The organism is Vibrio sp. 10N.261.52.C2 (assembly GCF_041471425.1).
Lineage (GTDB): Bacteria > Pseudomonadota > Gammaproteobacteria > Enterobacterales > Vibrionaceae > Vibrio > Vibrio crassostreae_C.
The window spans coordinates 1-15,030 of sequence record NZ_JBFROH010000011.1 but is presented as its reverse complement, the minus strand read 5'-3'; the positions used below and the strand labels follow the sequence as shown (position 1 = coordinate 15,030).

The 15,030-nt window shown below is 45.7% G+C and carries 14 protein-coding genes; 8 read left to right on the top strand and 6 right to left on the bottom strand.

All coding sequences use genetic code 11. From position 1 onward, the window contains the following. Nucleotides 1-100: 100 nt before the first annotated feature. From metN to metQ, 3 genes are all read left to right on the top strand, one after another. Nucleotides 101-1,135, top strand: a complete 1,035-nt coding sequence (gene metN, locus AB4307_RS03710) for a methionine ABC transporter ATP-binding protein MetN (RefSeq protein ID WP_017060763.1) — start codon at nucleotides 101-103, stop codon at nucleotides 1,133-1,135. Beyond that, nucleotides 1,125-1,808: a methionine ABC transporter permease gene (locus tag AB4307_RS03705; RefSeq protein WP_017060764.1), complete on the top strand. Its 684-nt coding sequence runs from the start codon at nucleotides 1,125-1,127 to the stop codon at nucleotides 1,806-1,808. Before metN ends, AB4307_RS03705 begins: the two co-directional genes overlap by 11 nt. 66 nt (nucleotides 1,809-1,874) lie before the next feature. Beyond that, nucleotides 1,875-2,684: a MetQ/NlpA family lipoprotein gene (metQ, locus tag AB4307_RS03700; RefSeq protein WP_017060765.1), complete on the top strand. Its 810-nt coding sequence runs from the start codon at nucleotides 1,875-1,877 to the stop codon at nucleotides 2,682-2,684. Between the two features lie 120 nt (nucleotides 2,685-2,804). Here metQ and AB4307_RS03695 read toward each other — a convergent pair whose 3' ends face one another. Together AB4307_RS03695 and syd are read right to left on the bottom strand one after the other, a co-directional pair. Then, on the bottom strand, nucleotides 2,805-3,581 hold the full coding sequence (locus AB4307_RS03695) for a Zn-ribbon-containing protein (protein ID WP_017060766.1): 777 nt from the start codon (nucleotides 3,579-3,581) through the stop codon (nucleotides 2,805-2,807). A gap of 4 nt (nucleotides 3,582-3,585) precedes the next feature. Next, nucleotides 3,586-4,131 (bottom strand): SecY-interacting protein, encoded by a 546-nt coding sequence (gene syd, locus AB4307_RS03690; protein ID WP_050633962.1) that lies wholly within the window; start codon nucleotides 4,129-4,131, stop codon nucleotides 3,586-3,588. A 131-nt stretch (nucleotides 4,132-4,262) separates the two neighbouring features. Between syd and queF the strand changes: the two genes are divergently transcribed. The 5 genes from queF (at nucleotide 4,263) to xni (ending at nucleotide 11,585) form a co-directional block, all read left to right on the top strand. Then, nucleotides 4,263-5,108 (top strand): NADPH-dependent 7-cyano-7-deazaguanine reductase QueF, encoded by an 846-nt coding sequence (gene queF / locus AB4307_RS03685; RefSeq protein WP_017060768.1) that lies wholly within the window; start codon nucleotides 4,263-4,265, stop codon nucleotides 5,106-5,108. Between the two features lie 58 nt (nucleotides 5,109-5,166). Next, nucleotides 5,167-7,425, top strand: a complete 2,259-nt coding sequence (locus AB4307_RS03680; RefSeq protein ID WP_372131156.1) for a tetratricopeptide repeat protein — start codon at nucleotides 5,167-5,169, stop codon at nucleotides 7,423-7,425. 118 nt (nucleotides 7,426-7,543) lie between these two features. After that, nucleotides 7,544-9,109, top strand: coding sequence for a sensor domain-containing diguanylate cyclase (locus tag AB4307_RS03675; RefSeq protein WP_081229491.1), 1,566 nt, complete (start codon nucleotides 7,544-7,546; stop codon nucleotides 9,107-9,109). A gap of 243 nt (nucleotides 9,110-9,352) precedes the next feature. Beyond that, nucleotides 9,353-10,717 carry a nucleotide 5'-monophosphate nucleosidase PpnN gene (ppnN, locus tag AB4307_RS03670; protein ID WP_372083585.1) on the top strand — a complete coding sequence of 455 codons (1,365 nt, stop codon included), beginning with the start codon at nucleotides 9,353-9,355 and terminating at the stop codon, nucleotides 10,715-10,717. A gap of 94 nt (nucleotides 10,718-10,811) precedes the next feature. Further along, nucleotides 10,812-11,585 carry a flap endonuclease Xni gene (gene xni / locus AB4307_RS03665; protein WP_017069498.1) on the top strand — a complete coding sequence of 258 codons (774 nt, stop codon included), beginning with the start codon at nucleotides 10,812-10,814 and terminating at the stop codon, nucleotides 11,583-11,585. Between the two features lie 80 nt (nucleotides 11,586-11,665). Here the strand turns inward: xni and rlmM are convergent, their stop codons facing one another. The 4 genes from rlmM to gcvA are packed head-to-tail and all read right to left on the bottom strand — an operon-like array spanning nucleotide 11,666 to nucleotide 14,666. Beyond that, entirely contained in the window at nucleotides 11,666-12,757 is a 1,092-nt protein-coding gene (rlmM, locus tag AB4307_RS03660) for a 23S rRNA (cytidine(2498)-2'-O)-methyltransferase RlmM (protein WP_017070491.1), read from the bottom strand. Further along, nucleotides 12,754-13,152 (bottom strand): DUF423 domain-containing protein, encoded by a 399-nt coding sequence (locus AB4307_RS03655; protein ID WP_102319950.1) that lies wholly within the window; start codon nucleotides 13,150-13,152, stop codon nucleotides 12,754-12,756. Before AB4307_RS03655 ends, rlmM begins: the two co-directional genes overlap by 4 nt. Continuing rightward, nucleotides 13,142-13,765 carry an alpha/beta fold hydrolase gene (locus tag AB4307_RS03650; RefSeq protein WP_102319949.1) on the bottom strand — a complete coding sequence of 208 codons (624 nt, stop codon included), beginning with the start codon at nucleotides 13,763-13,765 and terminating at the stop codon, nucleotides 13,142-13,144. The genes AB4307_RS03655 and AB4307_RS03650 overlap by 11 nt, the downstream gene beginning before the upstream one ends. Next, nucleotides 13,758-14,666 (bottom strand): transcriptional regulator GcvA, encoded by a 909-nt coding sequence (gene gcvA, locus AB4307_RS03645; protein ID WP_012604639.1) that lies wholly within the window; start codon nucleotides 14,664-14,666, stop codon nucleotides 13,758-13,760. The genes AB4307_RS03650 and gcvA overlap by 8 nt, the downstream gene beginning before the upstream one ends. Nucleotides 14,667-15,030: the final 364 nt, after the last annotated feature.

Sequence of the window (15,030 nt, the reverse complement as noted above, 5' to 3'; positions counted from 1 at the left end):
AAAAATATCTATTGACTTAGATCATAGAACACCATAGCATCGTCTGTAAATCGAGCGAGCTATCGACATATTATTCTGTTCTACCTGCACGGGTTTCTCTATGATTAAAGTGAATCAAGTCAACAAGGTTTTTTATCAAGGCACTAAAGAAATCAATGCCTTAATTGATATCAACCTCCACATTCCTCAAGGTCAAATCTTTGGAGTCATCGGCTCTTCTGGTGCAGGCAAAAGTACCCTGATCCGTTGTGTAAATATGTTGGAAGCTCCGACCTCTGGTGAAGTGATTGTTGACGGTATCGACCTAACAAAACTCAGCAAATCAGAACTTAGCGAAGCGCGCCGTAACATCGGCATGATATTCCAACACTTCAACCTGCTGTCTTCTCGTACTGTATTTAACAATGTAGCACTGCCTCTAGAACTTGCTGGTAAAGATAAAGCGATTATTGAAGCGAAAGTCAGCGAGTTACTTGAACTGGTTGGCCTTGCTGATAAGCGTGACACCTACCCGGCAAACCTAAGTGGTGGTCAAAAGCAGCGTGTGGCGATTGCTCGCGCACTGGCCTCTGACCCGAAAGTACTGCTATGTGATGAAGCCACCAGCGCATTGGATCCAGCAACAACTCAATCTATCCTTGAGCTGCTGCGTGAAATCAACCGCAAGCTGAACATCACTATCCTGCTTATTACACACGAGATGGATGTGGTTAAAAGCATTTGTCACGAGGTTGCGATCATTGGCGGCGGTGAATTGGTAGAGAAAGGTACAGTCGGTGACATCTTTGCTCATCCGAAGACAGAGCTAGCGCATCAGTTTATTCGCTCAACGTTGGATCTGACGATCCCTGAAGATTACCAAGCACGTTTGCAAGAGACTCGCGTAAACAGCAGCTACCCGCTGGTGCGTCTTGAGTTTACGGGTGCAACGGTTGATGCTCCGCTAATGACGCAAATCGCACGTAAATTCAATATCGATGTCAGCATCTTAAGTTCTGACCTTGATTACGCCGGTGGCGTGAAGTTCGGCATGATGGTCGCTGAACTGTTCGGTAATGAAGCAGATGATAATGCTGCTATCCAATTCCTACGCGACAACAATGTAAAAGTAGAGGTGCTTGGTTATGTCCTTTAGTTTCAACGAGATTGCTGACTGGATCAGCCTTAACGGTAACCTTCTATTAGGCGCAACAGGCGAAACGCTTTACATGGTTGCTGTTGCAGGCATTGTTGGCTTCGCGGTCGGTATTCCACTAGGCGTGATTCTGCATACGACTAAAAAAGGTGGCCTGTTAGAGAACACCAAAGTAAACAAGATTCTAGGTGCGATTGTGAACGTGGGTCGTTCAGTACCTTTCTTAGTTTTGATGGTTGCGATTATTCCACTGACTAAGATGCTGATTGGTACCTTCATCGGTACAACAGCAGCGATTGTTCCACTGACGATTGGCGCTATCCCATTCGTGGCTCGACTTATCGAAAGTGCACTACTTGAAGTACCAACAGGTCTAGTGGAAGCGGCCCAATCAATGGGCGCAACACCAACACAAATCATCAATAAGGTTCTGCTTCCAGAAGCACTACCGACTATCATCAACTCAGTAACGATTACGCTAGTGACTCTGGTGAGCTACTCAGCAATGGCCGGTACTGTAGGCGGTGGTGGCCTAGGTGATGTCGCGATTCGTTACGGATTCCACCGCTACGATGTGACCATCATGGCTGTGACAGTAGTGATGTTGATTGTGCTGGTACAAATTATTCAATCAATCGGTGATTCATTAGTTCGCCGCGTTGACCACAGATAAAGACTCACACATAAAGATTAGAGTCGTCTGAACCTAATTAAATAGATTTATTAAAAGGAGATTATTATGAAATTTAACCTTAAAGGTTTACTAACTATCGCAGCAGCAGCTTCAGCGCTAGTTCTAGCAGGTTGTGGTGATAAAGAAGTGGATACTTCTAAAGTAAAAGTTGGCGTAATGGCAGGTGCAGAAGCGCAAGTTGCTGAAGTGGCAGCTAAAGTAGCGAAAGAGAAATACGGCCTAGACGTTGAACTGGTTACTTTCACGGATTACGTAACACCAAACGCAGCTCTAGATGATGGTTCTATCGACATCAACGCATTCCAACACGCACCGTACCTAGATCAGCAAGTGGCTGACCGTGGCTACAAGCTAACTATCGCTGGTAACACGTTTGTTTACCCAATTGCGGGTTACTCTAAAGAAGTGAAATCGGTAGACGAAATCCAAGACGGTGCTCGTATTGCTGTACCAAACGACCCTACAAACCTAGGTCGCTCTCTACTTCTTCTTGAGCAACAAGGTCTTCTTGAACTTCGTGAAGGCGCAGGTCTTCTAGCTACAGTTCGCGACATCGTGGGTAACCCTAAGAACCTAACGATTGTTGAACTAGACGCAGCTCAACTGCCACGTTCTCTTGATGATGTTGCTCTATCTATCATCAACACAACTTACGCGAGCTCTATCAACCTGACTCCACAAAAAGATGGCGTATTCGTTGAAGACAAAGATTCTCCTTACGTAAACCTAATCGTTTCTCGTGAAGACAACCTAAACGCTGAAAACGTACAAAACTTCGTTAAAGCTTACCAAACTGAAGAAGTGTACAACGCAGCTTCTGACATCTTCCAAGGTGGCGTCGTTAAAGGTTGGTAATCAACTAAACGACAGCACTGTATAGATATCCGAAGGGGCTGACATAACGTCAGCCCCTTTTTTAATGATAAAGATTTGCTAGAAAGTAAAGCATCTCAGATTTAAGCGAAACAAAGTCGATTACTTCAGGTGATCCCAAGAGATGTTTGACACCAATCGGCAGTCATCACACTTGAAATAGAAAATATCGTGGATAGGCGCATCTAGCAGCCATTCACCACCACATTGCGGGCATTTGCGCTCTTTTTCATCTTTCAGGCTGATCCCACCGACACGGTATAAGTAGTAGTAGGTTGGAACCTTAGTCAGATACTCAATGCGCCCTCTTAGACCCCAACCGCGTTTAAACAGCACACTCTTCGTGTCACTGATCTCGGTTAGCGTTGCATGTTCCGCGCGACAACCACCACCCATTTGTACTTCATCACAGGCTTGCCATTCGGTCTGCCATTTCAACACGGCTTTATGGTCGCCATTGAAGGTAGGTGGATTGCGATACAAAGGGATTGGTAGCAAGCTATCGCCACTACGCAGCGGTGAACAGGTGTGCACGAATGTCGTGTATAACACCTGCCAGCTTGGTGTTTCATCTTCTGCCACTTCTTCTGAGTTCAGATCTCGACCGAGCAAACGCATTTTAGGCGCTAGTAGGCTCGCGTTAGACAAGCGATCAAAACACACTTTCACAAAGTCTGAGTGATTCCGCGGGTGCAAGCTATCTTGCTCCGGGCACACAACGCGAACATAGAATTCCCCATCGCCCATCACGATTGGGAACTCACGACCTAACACTTGTCCGTTATAACGAAGTGCATCCATTAAGCCATTAACCGCCTTGTCGACAGCGCTTACCGTTGTGTTATCAAAACACTCAAATTGAAGTTCTAGTACGTACATCTATTTATACCGCTGGTTGTAGCTTTTCTAAAAATTCTGCCAATGTCTCGGCGAGCACATCACGATTTTTGGTACCTAAGCGCTCCAAAATCACGTTACCCGTTAGGTTACAGATAGAGATAACATCCAGCTCAGCATCGGTCGCGGCAATGAAAACCGTTGGTTTTAGCTTCAAGCGACGCTGAGTTACTAGGTGACCCAAAATGTTTTCTTGTAGGCATTCGAAGTCTTCATCACTCCAAATCTGTAACAGAGTCAATTCGTTACCATCGAAAGTTGCGTTCATATCTGCGCTGAATTGTGCGCCGTAGAAAGTTTTGATGTCTTCATGCAGAGTCAACTCAATACCGGTTTCAACGTTGGTGAAATCCGCGAATTGCTCACGTGGATAGTGCTTCCACAACACGGCATCGCCACTCTTTTCTTCTACGCATGGCGATACGATGTCCACCAACTCCTCATTACGAGGTAAGCTTTGGTGTTTCTGCTGCCACGCGTCAACGTATCGCTGACTAAAAGAAAGTAGTGCGTCTTGAGCACGTTGAGTCATGAAAATCTCCTAAACACAAAATAATAAATAGAATCCGAGCCCTTTCCGCGCCGATTAAGCGATGACTTAATGACAGGGTAAGGGGGATTCAGTAAAATCGACCCCATTCTAATCGAATTTGAAACGAAAGTATGAGCAAATATTCTGACGCAAAAGAGCTAGCGGGTTTAACCCTTGGCCAAAAAACTGAGTACTCTAACCAATACGATGCAAGTTTATTGCAACCAGTGCCTCGTAGCCTTAATCGCGATGATCTTGCGCTAAACGGCGAGCTGCCTTTTGTTGGTCATGATATTTGGACGATGTACGAGCTTTCGTGGCTAAACACCAATGGTCTACCACAAGTGGCTGTCGGTGAAGTTTTCATCCCAGCAACCAGCCCAAATTTAATTGAATCAAAATCTTTCAAGCTGTACCTGAACAGCTACAACCAGACTCAATTTGAAAACTGGGATCAAGTAACCGAGCGCCTGACCCAAGATTTGTCGGCATGTGCAGGCGAAACGGTGATTGTGAATGTAAACTCAGTAACCGACTACACTAACCAACCTATCGTGACGATGGAAGGTGACTGTATCGACAACCAAGACATCCAAATCACTAGCTACGACTTTGAAGCGTCGCTGCTTGAAGGCGCTGCTGGCGAACAAGACGTTGAAGAAACACTGCACAGCCACCTATTGAAGTCGAACTGTTTGATCACCAATCAACCGGATTGGGGCAGCGTTGAGATCGCATATTCTGGTAAGCAAATTGACCGTGAAGCTCTGCTACGCTATTTAGTTTCTTTCCGTGAGCACAATGAATTCCACGAACAATGTGTTGAGCGTATCTTCACTGACATCATGAAATACTGTGCACCTTCGAAGCTAACTGTGTTCGCACGTTACACACGTCGTGGTGGTCTGGATATCAACCCATACCGTTCAACAGAGCAAGATAGACCAAGCCACAATAAGCGTATGGCTCGCCAATAATCAGGCGAGAACCACCCACACTTATTTGAACCTACCAAATCTTTAAAGGGACATTGAAATGCGTTGGTTATACGTTGTTAGTCTATTTATTTTAAGCTTAAGCACATCGGTCAATGCGTCGGTTTATTCGTCGGCGCTACTCAATGAAGCCAATAATTTGGTTGAGATCGAGCCGAGCCAAGCAAAACAAATGGCCAACAGCTACCTAACGCTGCGTGTCCTTTCTGATCAACGCGAGAAAAGCCCTTCAGCTATTTCTCGCGAAGAGACAGACTCCTCGATTCGAACACCAAACAGCAGTATCGATGCGTATAAGATCTTAGCCAAAGCGGAATACAACCTTGGCAATATGCGTATTGCGATTCAGCACATCGACAAAGCCTCCGAGCTAGCGCAAACCTATAAGCTTGATTACCTAAAAATAGATCTTCAGATCCTAAAAGTTCGCTTACTTTGGCTGAGTGATAGAAAATCAGCCAAAGCAAAATCAGAGCTCACTAACATTGAAACAAATCTAGAGTCGGTGAATAAAACCTTACGCTTAACGGAAGGCATTACCTATCGCTTGATCATGTTGAAAGCCGACATCGCCTCTTACGACAACAAGATCGATGAAGCCGAAAAGTTCTATCAAGAAGCCAAAACCTATCTCGATCAACGTTACTCTGAAAAAGTCACCATCGACTACCATATCTCCGTCGGCGAGTTTTATCTGACTCACAAAGAGTACAACCACGCGTTATCCGAGTTGTTGTATGGCTACTGGAAATCAGTAGAGGGCAATCTAAGTTCACGTTTGGCCAAGGTCAACCGCCTACTTGCGCAGCTTTTCTTTGAGCGCCAAGTGTTGGATAAAGCGTTAGAACACCTATCTCAAGCCGCTGATTTCTATGACAACTTTGAAAACTCGCCTGTCTTAGCACAAGTGCTTAAGAAAATGGGGGATGTGTACTTCTATCAAGGGAAATATAACCTTGCCTTGGTACACTTCTTCAACGTTCTTGATCACGAAAGCACTGACCGAGATATCCACCAAGTCATTGATATCCGACTAAGTCTATCGGCGACCTACTTACGCCTTTATAACTACCCTCTAGCAGAACAGTACCTAACCCGTGCCCTTGAGCTGCTGGAATATACCGACATTCCAAAGCTGGAAGGCCGTGCTGCACTGTTATCTGCAGGGTTAGCGTATCACCTACAAGAAAGCGAAGACGTGATAAAGCATGCGACACGTGCACTTGAGATCTCACGCCAGATAGAGAACATGCGCCTTTCACAACGCTCGTACTACTTACTTTCTTTGGGTTATGAACAGGCAGGTCGTCCACAGCAAGCATTGGCAAACCTCAAGCAATACAACAGCCTTGTCTCTCTAGAGCAGCAAAAACTCAACCGTGTTGGCGAAGACGCGTTCCGTCAACAGAAAGAATTTGCCGAACAAACCCTGCACTACGCAGGCCAAGCGCAAGAGCTAGAAAAGTACAAACTAGAGCATCGCAAGTTCCAGAAAATATCGTTCGCCCTATTCCTGTTCAGCATTGTCTTGTTCTTCTTTGTTCTGCGCCGTGGCTATCTCATTCAAACCTTAGCCAAAGAAGTGGACTCACTGCGCACCGACCTATTTACGCACTCACGTTCAAAGCTTCCGAACTTAAGAATGCTCAATGCGAAGCTCTCTAACTCGCTGGAACAAACCAGCCAGACCTTCGAACAGTGGCAACTTGGCGAATTGATTCATGAGCCACTCAACGACCGCTTACGCTTCGTGATGATTGATTTACCGTTCTTACGCAATATGTACACGCAGAACGGTTACAAAGCCGGTCTAGAACTGGAAGACGCTTTCGGTGAATTCCTAAAATCTAAGCTTGAAGGCCCAGCTCGTGTCTACCACTTCTCGGATGCGAACCTGCTTTATATCGAGCCAAACGCGGACCGTGATTTGTCGCCTGAGGACATGTTCAGAAAGATTCAGTCTTGGGTGAATGACTTCGAAACAGAGCGAAACATCAACCGAACGGTCCGTATGGGCATCGCTGACTACCCATTCTTGCCACGCGCTTACACCGCAATTAACGATCAAGAGCTGCTCGACGTATTGTTGATGTCGACCAATCTCGCCCGTGAGATCAGTCTCAAAGAGCGCAGTAGCCAATGGGTCTATCTAAAAGCTATCGATAATGCACCAGCAGCGAGCCTTGCAACTGGTAACATAAGAGAAGCGTGTAAACATGCGATTAATCAAGGGTTAATAAAAATACAATCCTCGTACCAGAATGAGGACAACATCAAAAAAATGCTAAAAGATGACTGATTTGCGAGCGGTTAAGAGCAGCAAGTCGTGACCTTATTTTTAGTTTTGTTATTATCGATGTAACGGAATTTCATCAAAATGATCGAGATCGGTCTACGCGGCGCTAATAAATACATCTATGGGCATTCTTGAAAAAGACATTCAGGCGCAACTCCACCAGCTGAAATCTCAGTTGGAGCAGGTCCGTTTGACGCAAAGAGACACCTCGTTCAAGTTTATTAGAGAACAGAAAGTTCTAAAGCGTATCGTCACGTCTTTAAGTGATGCATGTGTTGGTAGTAACAGCCATTTAGATGAAAACCTCATTGCCCTTAGGGAAGAGCTAGAAAAGCAAAAAGACATTAGCTCAATGATCCCAAAACTGGCAGTATTAGAAAGGATGCTTAAGCAGAAAACGTTGGCTATGGATAAACAGAACGGGTATCTGGACGATAGCATTAAGCACAGTGGGGAAACGCTGCAGCGCATAACTGGCCTTCCAGCACAGCTCAAACGCGACCTACGAAACTTACTTAGCTTCTCCGAATGCAATGGCAGTCAGAAAGTCGACCACGCCATGAAACTTCTCGGTATTTATGAGCGTGCCATAAAGATTATGGCGAATAACTCACGCACCCATTTTGCTGACGCTGCGCACTCTCCGGAACAAGAGCTCCTTTCCGACCTATCAAACGAACTACAACATCTGATCACTGAACTCGACTTCGAGGGTGAATCGGGTGATCTGCTTACCGATATTCGAGCGAAGCTGCTGCTTGGTGTTTCCACACAAAACCTACTTGAGCTAACACTTCAGATCCTCAAACTGGTTATTGAAGGCACCAACCTAGAACGTAAGAAGTCTGAACAATTCATCGATCAGCTTAATTCTTCTTTAGCGTCCAGCATCAAAACGGCAGACCAAAATGCCGACCAGAGCCAGAGCTACTTTGAGCACCGACAAGGTCTAAACTCTGAGTTAAATGAACTAGTCACTAGAAGCCAAAGCTCGGTAGATAAAGCGAAAGATATTGATAGTTTAAAGCTGTCGATTAATCCGCTACTCAGTGAAATCGCCTCTCTTTCGGAAAGGCTGAACCACGCAGAGCAAAAAGAACAAGCTCTGATAGAGAGAATGAGTTACGGAAAGACTCAGTTAGATTCACTCTATGAAGTGACGCAAGATTACCGTAAGCGCTTGGAAGATCAGGCTCAGCGTATGCTGCTTGATCCTCTAACCAAGGTTTACAATCGCACTGCCTTTACTGATCGCTTAGAGCTTGAGTATCGCCGCTGGATCCGCGCACAACACTCACTGCGCGTAGTACTTCTGGACATCGACAACTTCAAAGCCATTAACGATAGCTTTGGTTATACCGCCGGCGATAAAGCGCTTAAGATCATCGCAAGAACCATCACCAAAGAAGCAGGCACGACCGATACTGTGGCGCGTTTTTCAGGTGAAGAATTTGTCTTACTATTGCCAGAGCAAACCGATGAATATTGTCACCAAGTGATTCAAAACATTCAAACTCAAGTAAGCCGCTTACCCTTTAAGTTCCGTGACCAACAAATCACGATTACTTTATGCGCGGCAAGTACTCAGTTTAAAGAGTCAGATACACCTGAAGAAGTGTTAGAGCGACTCAATACAACACTAAATAAAGCAAAACAACGCGGTAATAACCAACTTGTTTGGCACTAGGCCAGCCCTAGATTTAATTTATTTCATTTTTTCAAATACTTATCACATACCATTTCCCTCAATGTTTGCTAAGCTAATGATTAACATTCGCTTAACAAGCATTCTTGGCAAGCAACGCTGTCGTATCCGTTTCGTCTGGTTAACTCTCCCCCACCTTTAACCAAACACTTTCAACGTTTGCTTCTCACTCTCGAGCCAGAGGGTCACTTCAACGTCCTCTGCTCTTTTCAACAAGGAGGCACTATGATCACTCATATCAGCCCTGCCGGTAGCATGGATTTACTCTCTCAACTTGAGGTTGAGCGTCTTAAGAAAACCGCGTCTAGTGATCTATACCAACTGTATCGTAACTGTACGTTAGCGGTACTCAACTCAGGTAGCCACACCGACAACTCCAAAGAGCTACTCGACAAGTATCAATCGTTTGATGTTGAGGTAGTGCGACGTGAGCGTGGTATCAAACTCGAGCTGAGCAACCCACCAGAGCATGCCTTTGTCGATGGTGAGATCATCAAGGGTATTCAAGAGCACCTATTTTCAGTGCTGCGTGACATTGTTTACGTCAACATGCACTTAGCCGATAACCAAAGGCTCAACCTGACTAATGCCACTCACATTACTAACCTTGTGTTTGGTATCTTGAGAAATGCAGGTGCGTTGACGCCAGGCATCGAGCCTAACCTGATCGTGTGTTGGGGTGGTCACTCAATTAATGCCACTGAATACCAGTACACTCGCGAAGTGGGTAATGAACTGGGCCTACGTGAGCTGAACATCTGTACCGGTTGTGGACCGGGTGCGATGGAAGGGCCAATGAAAGGCGCGGCTATTGGTCACGCTAAGCAACGTTATACTGATCATCGTTACTTAGGGCTGACAGAGCCTTCAATCATTGCCGCTGAGCCACCAAACCCGATAGTAAACGAACTGGTGATCATGCCAGATATCGAGAAGCGTCTTGAGGCATTCGTTCGTATGGCGCATGGCATCATCATTTTCCCAGGCGGCCCAGGCACGGCCGAAGAGCTGCTGTACATCTTAGGGATCATGATGCACCCGAATAACGCCGAGCAGCCAATGCCGATTGTCCTAACTGGCTCGAAAGAGAGTGAAGCGTATTTCCGCTCGATCGATAAGTTCATTGGTGAAACTCTAGGGCCTGATGCACAGAAACATTATGAAATCGTGATTGATGACCCAGCACGCGCTGCGAAAATCATGAAACAAGCGATGCCAGATGTGCGCTCTCACCGTAAAGAGACTGGCGATGCCTACAGCTACAACTGGTCACTGCATATTGAGCCTGAGTTCCAACTGCCATTCGACCCAACACACGAATCTATGGCGGCGCTTGATCTTCATATGGACCAAAAAACAGAAAGCCTAGCCGCTAATTTACGTAAAGCGTTCTCAGGCATTGTGGCTGGTAACGTCAAAGCAGAGGGTATTCTGGAGATCGAGAAGCACGGCCCATTCCTAATTGATGGCGACAAAGAGCTAATGACCAAGATGGACCAACTGCTGAATGACTTTGTTGAGCAACATCGAATGAAGTTACCGGGAGGGACCGACTACGTGCCTTGCTATAAAATCGCCTCACGTGATTAAGGCGTTTACGTTACCAACGTTTCAACTCACCAAGTGATACGTTACTATAAGGGGCTAGCAGCCCCTTTTTTTATTGCCTATTTAGTGGAAACTTATGTCTATCCATCTTGTTATTATCGATGCCTTAAACCTCATCCGACGCGTGCACTCTGTTCAGCCGGATCCAACCGATATAGCAAGAACCATTACCACCACAATTCGCACTCTCAATAAGATTCTGAATGAATCAAAGCCCACCCACATCATCGCGGTATTTGATCACCATTTACAAGACCGTGGCTGGCGCGCAGATGTGCTTCCTGCTTATAAGCAGAATCGTAAACCGATGCCAGAACCATTGATGAAAGGCCTTGATGCTATTCAACAAGCTTGGTGGGAGTTAGGCATTGATTCACTGCTGTCTGATGGCGATGAAGCGGATGATCTCGTCGCAACACTGGCAAAGAAAGTGGCTGACCACGGAGAAACCGTCACCATCGTCTCGACGGATAAGGGCTACTGCCAACTGTTGTCACCAACGCTTCAGATCCGAGATTACTTCCAGCACCGCTGGTTAGATAAACCCTTTATCGAAGCTGAGTTTGGCGTTAAACCTGAACAACTGGCGGATTACTGGGGATTAACGGGCGTAAGCTCAAGCCAAGTACCGGGCATCCCAGGTATCGGGCCAAAAGCAGCCAAAGAGATATTGACCACTTACCCAGATATCGAAGCGGCCTATCAAGCAGAAGATCTGCCGAAAAAATATCGTAAGAAGTTCGACGAACACATCGAATCCGCTCGTGTATGTAAGCAAGTATCGGCACTCAAAACCGATATTGATTTAGGGTTCAACCTGCAAGATATTCGTTACGAAGCAAACGCTTAAGTCGCTGTGACTCGATAATATTGATACAAAAAATGCCCCTTAAAGGAGCATTTTTTATCACTGACACACTAACGTAAATATTAGTGCGGTGAGATGTTTGAAAGCGCCTGAATGTGGACCGTGATCTCTTCGCGATCGTGGTAAAGGTGCTTAGCCTGCATCTTGAACTTCACTTTGTTCTCAATCAGGAACACTTTTAGGTTCTCGATATCTTGCAGTACTTCATCGTAACGGCCTTTCATAGGCAGTTTAAGGTTGAACAGTGCTTCTTTCGCCCAGCCTTTGATGATCCACTCACCCATAAGGTGAGCAACACGAGCTGGCTTCTCAACCATGTCACAGATAATCCAAGTTACGTTCTTACGGTCTGGTTCAAACTTAAAGCCATCCACCATGTGGTGCTTAATTTGACCTGTTTCCATTAGGCTGTCTGCCATCATGCCGTTATCAACACAGTGAACGAACATCGAGCGCTTAACCAATTGGTAAGTCCAACCACCTGGGCACGCTCCTAAATCAACACCCCACATACCTGGAGCCAAACGCTCGTCCCACTCATCACGAGGGATGAATACGTGGAATGCTTCTTCTAGCTTCAATGTAGAACGGCTTGGCGCATCTGATGGGAACTTCAGACGAGGGATACCCATAAAGAACTGGGAGTTGTTCGTTGGGTAAGAGTAACCAACAAAACAGTGGCCCGGAGCGATGAAGCATAAATGAAGCACAGGCTTCTTAGCGTTATCTTTCGCTGTCATCAGGCCTTTACCACGCATCGCTTGACGCATCGGCACGGTAAATTTACGGCAGAACTTCAAAAGCTCTTTTGCTTCGTTAGTATCTGGCGTTTCAATACGGATATCACCACAACGAGGGAAACCTTCTTTCTCAGAAAGCGCCTCAAGAATTGGAGAAATACGGTCATCGGTTGGCAGGTCTTTAATTTCAACAGCCACTGCCAACATTTGACGAGCAAAGATCAGTGATTGGAAATCGATCTCTTTGATCAACTTGTCCGCTTCACCTGCTTGGTAACATTCAAACAATACAAAACCTGTATTGTTCTTTAGGCGAGGAAAACCAAACACTTCCAGTTGTGTTGCCTTGTCTTGAATTTCGCCAGCACATTCTTTTTCAAAACCAGAGCGACAATAAAGTAGTACGTGTTTCACTGAGTTACCTCTTTTATATTCAAAGCAGCGAAGGAGAAGACTCCCCAACCAATGATAAATAGTAGACCACCAAACGGAGTGATAGGGCCAAACCATTTTATTCCTGTCAGTGCCAAGCCATAAAGGCTGCCACTAAAACAAAGGATGCCGATGATAAAGCAAATTGCCGCAATGAAAAAATATTTTTGTGATTTAGCGCCAAGTTTCATCTGCAGCAGAGCGCCACACGCCAATATCGCTAGAGTATGGATAAATTGGTACTGAACACCCGTCTCAAACACGCCTAGCAGATATTCAGACAAGATAGCTTTCAAACCGTGAGCTGCAAAGGCGCCAAGCATCACAGCAACCGCACCAGAGATGCCAGCAAACGTGAGTAAATACTTACTTCTCATTGAGTACCTCTTTGATAAACGCTGATAACTTCTCAACGGTTAACGCAATATTCTGCTGCTCGGTGTAACCAGAACTCTTACGAGGTTTAAAGCTGTGGTCGCCATCGGGAATAAATTCAACACGAATAGAATCAGACAGATCAAAATCAGCAAACTCTTCACGCTTACCAAAGGTATCGCGCTCACCTTGTAAAATGAGGCATGGCTTTGCTAACTCAGCCAGATGCTCACCTTTGTATTTCTCGGGTTTACCTGGTGGGTGGAAAGGAAAGCCTAAACACGCCATTGCGGCCACCTTATCAAGTTCAGACAAATGGCTCGCCATACGCCCTCCCATCGACTTACCACCAATCACAAGCTTATCGGCATCAACCTGCTCAATAATCTCTTGATAGGCTTCAAGTAGCTTAGGCGCTCTGTCAGGTGGACGACGCTTACCATCTTCAGCACGTTTAATCATGTAAGGGAAGTTGAAACGAATCACTCGTATCCCTTTAAAGGCTAACCCTTTGGCTACCGACTGCATGAACTCATGCTCCATGCCTGCGCCAGCACCATGGGCAAAGATAAAGGTGATGGGATTGTCTTCACCATCAATGATGACGTTATTCATCGAGTAAGTCCTCTTGTTCACTTTGCGCTTTCGCTAGCATCCAGTCGCGGAAGGTAGCAATACGACCCATGTCGGCTTGTTTCTCATGACAAACCACATAGAAGGCGTTCTTACTCACCAACACTTCATCAAAAGGCGCAATCAAACGACCCGCTTCGATTTCAGGCTGCGCCAACACGTTGTTACCCAGAGCAATGCCCTGGCCGTGAGCCGCTGCCTGCAGCACCATGGTTGAGTGACTGAAGATAGGGCCGTGATTAACGTTTACCCCATCGATGCCATTTTGCTTAGCGAACTGTTTCCAATCCTTTCGAGAAGTATCATGCAATAGCGTATGACATGCTAAATCACTGAGAGATTCTAATGGTTTTACTCCTAGCAGCACGGAAGGTGAGCAAAGAGGGATCAAGTATTCTTGGTAAAGCTTATCGGCTCTAAGCCCCGACCAATTACCTCGGCCATAATAGATAGCGACGTCTACATCATCGGTTAGCGAGCCTTCATCCATATCAACGGCTTTGATTCTTACATCAATGTCAGGTTCTTGCTGATTAAAGTCGGCAAGCCTTGGTACCAACCATTGAATGGCAAAACTCGGCGGTAAACTGATGGTCAATGCGCCCTTTTCACTTCGCTCAAGCACTTTGTCCGTCGCTTCTGCCAGTGATGTGAAAATATCTTTGATATCCAAGAAGTAGCTTTGGCCTTCTTCAGTCAGCAGCAAAGAGCGGTTTCTTCGGCGAAACAGCTTCAAAGATAAGAATTCTTCAAGCGCTTTGATCTGATGACTGACCGCCGCTTGAGTAACAAACAACTCTTCTGCGGCACGCGTAAAACTCAAGTGTCGAGCAGCAGCTTCAAACACTCTTAGCGAGTTTAATGGGGGTAATCGACGAGACATAGTTACTCTCTAAATAAGCATTAGTTTTTTTTATCTGAAACATTATAATTTGTCCATTGCCTAGCGGCCAGAGAAATTCTATATTTCATCCCGCAGCAGCTAGCCTGAACGGCTTGATTCTCTCTAGAATCAATTGGCTTAGCTCCTGCGATGTTGTGTTTGCAAACTCGTTCTTTTCGAGTTGGGTAGAGTTCTACCAAATGTTTTGTTGCAGTTCTATACTGAAACGAGGCATGTACTTCCTGTATTTATTTTGACCTGTCTGTCAAATTTGTTTACACCGCCTTATTGGCGGTGTTTTTTTATGTGCAAAGAAATGTAACAACAAGTTTATCAATAGCTGTGCGGCTCTTCTCCGCTTAGA

Bases quoted from the DNA above. Each gene is read 5' to 3' on its own strand.
- metN (WP_017060763.1), top strand. From the start codon at position 101: ATGATTAAAGTGAATCAAGTCAACAAGGTTTTTTATCAAGGCACTAAA.
- AB4307_RS03705 (WP_017060764.1), top strand. From the start codon at position 1,125: ATGTCCTTTAGTTTCAACGAGATTGCTGACTGGATCAGCCTTAACGGT.
- metQ (WP_017060765.1), top strand. From the start codon at position 1,875: ATGAAATTTAACCTTAAAGGTTTACTAACTATCGCAGCAGCAGCTTCA.
- AB4307_RS03695 (WP_017060766.1), bottom strand. From the start codon at position 3,581: ATGTACGTACTAGAACTTCAATTTGAGTGTTTTGATAACACAACGGTA.
- syd (WP_050633962.1), bottom strand. From the start codon at position 4,131: ATGACTCAACGTGCTCAAGACGCACTACTTTCTTTTAGTCAGCGATAC.
- queF (WP_017060768.1), top strand. From the start codon at position 4,263: ATGAGCAAATATTCTGACGCAAAAGAGCTAGCGGGTTTAACCCTTGGC.
- AB4307_RS03680 (WP_372131156.1), top strand. From the start codon at position 5,167: ATGCGTTGGTTATACGTTGTTAGTCTATTTATTTTAAGCTTAAGCACA.
- AB4307_RS03675 (WP_081229491.1), top strand. From the start codon at position 7,544: ATGGGCATTCTTGAAAAAGACATTCAGGCGCAACTCCACCAGCTGAAA.
- ppnN (WP_372083585.1), top strand. From the start codon at position 9,353: ATGATCACTCATATCAGCCCTGCCGGTAGCATGGATTTACTCTCTCAA.
- xni (WP_017069498.1), top strand. From the start codon at position 10,812: ATGTCTATCCATCTTGTTATTATCGATGCCTTAAACCTCATCCGACGC.
- AB4307_RS03655 (WP_102319950.1), bottom strand. From the start codon at position 13,152: ATGAGAAGTAAGTATTTACTCACGTTTGCTGGCATCTCTGGTGCGGTT.
- AB4307_RS03650 (WP_102319949.1), bottom strand. From the start codon at position 13,765: ATGAATAACGTCATCATTGATGGTGAAGACAATCCCATCACCTTTATC.
- gcvA (WP_012604639.1), bottom strand. From the start codon at position 14,666: ATGTCTCGTCGATTACCCCCATTAAACTCGCTAAGAGTGTTTGAAGCT.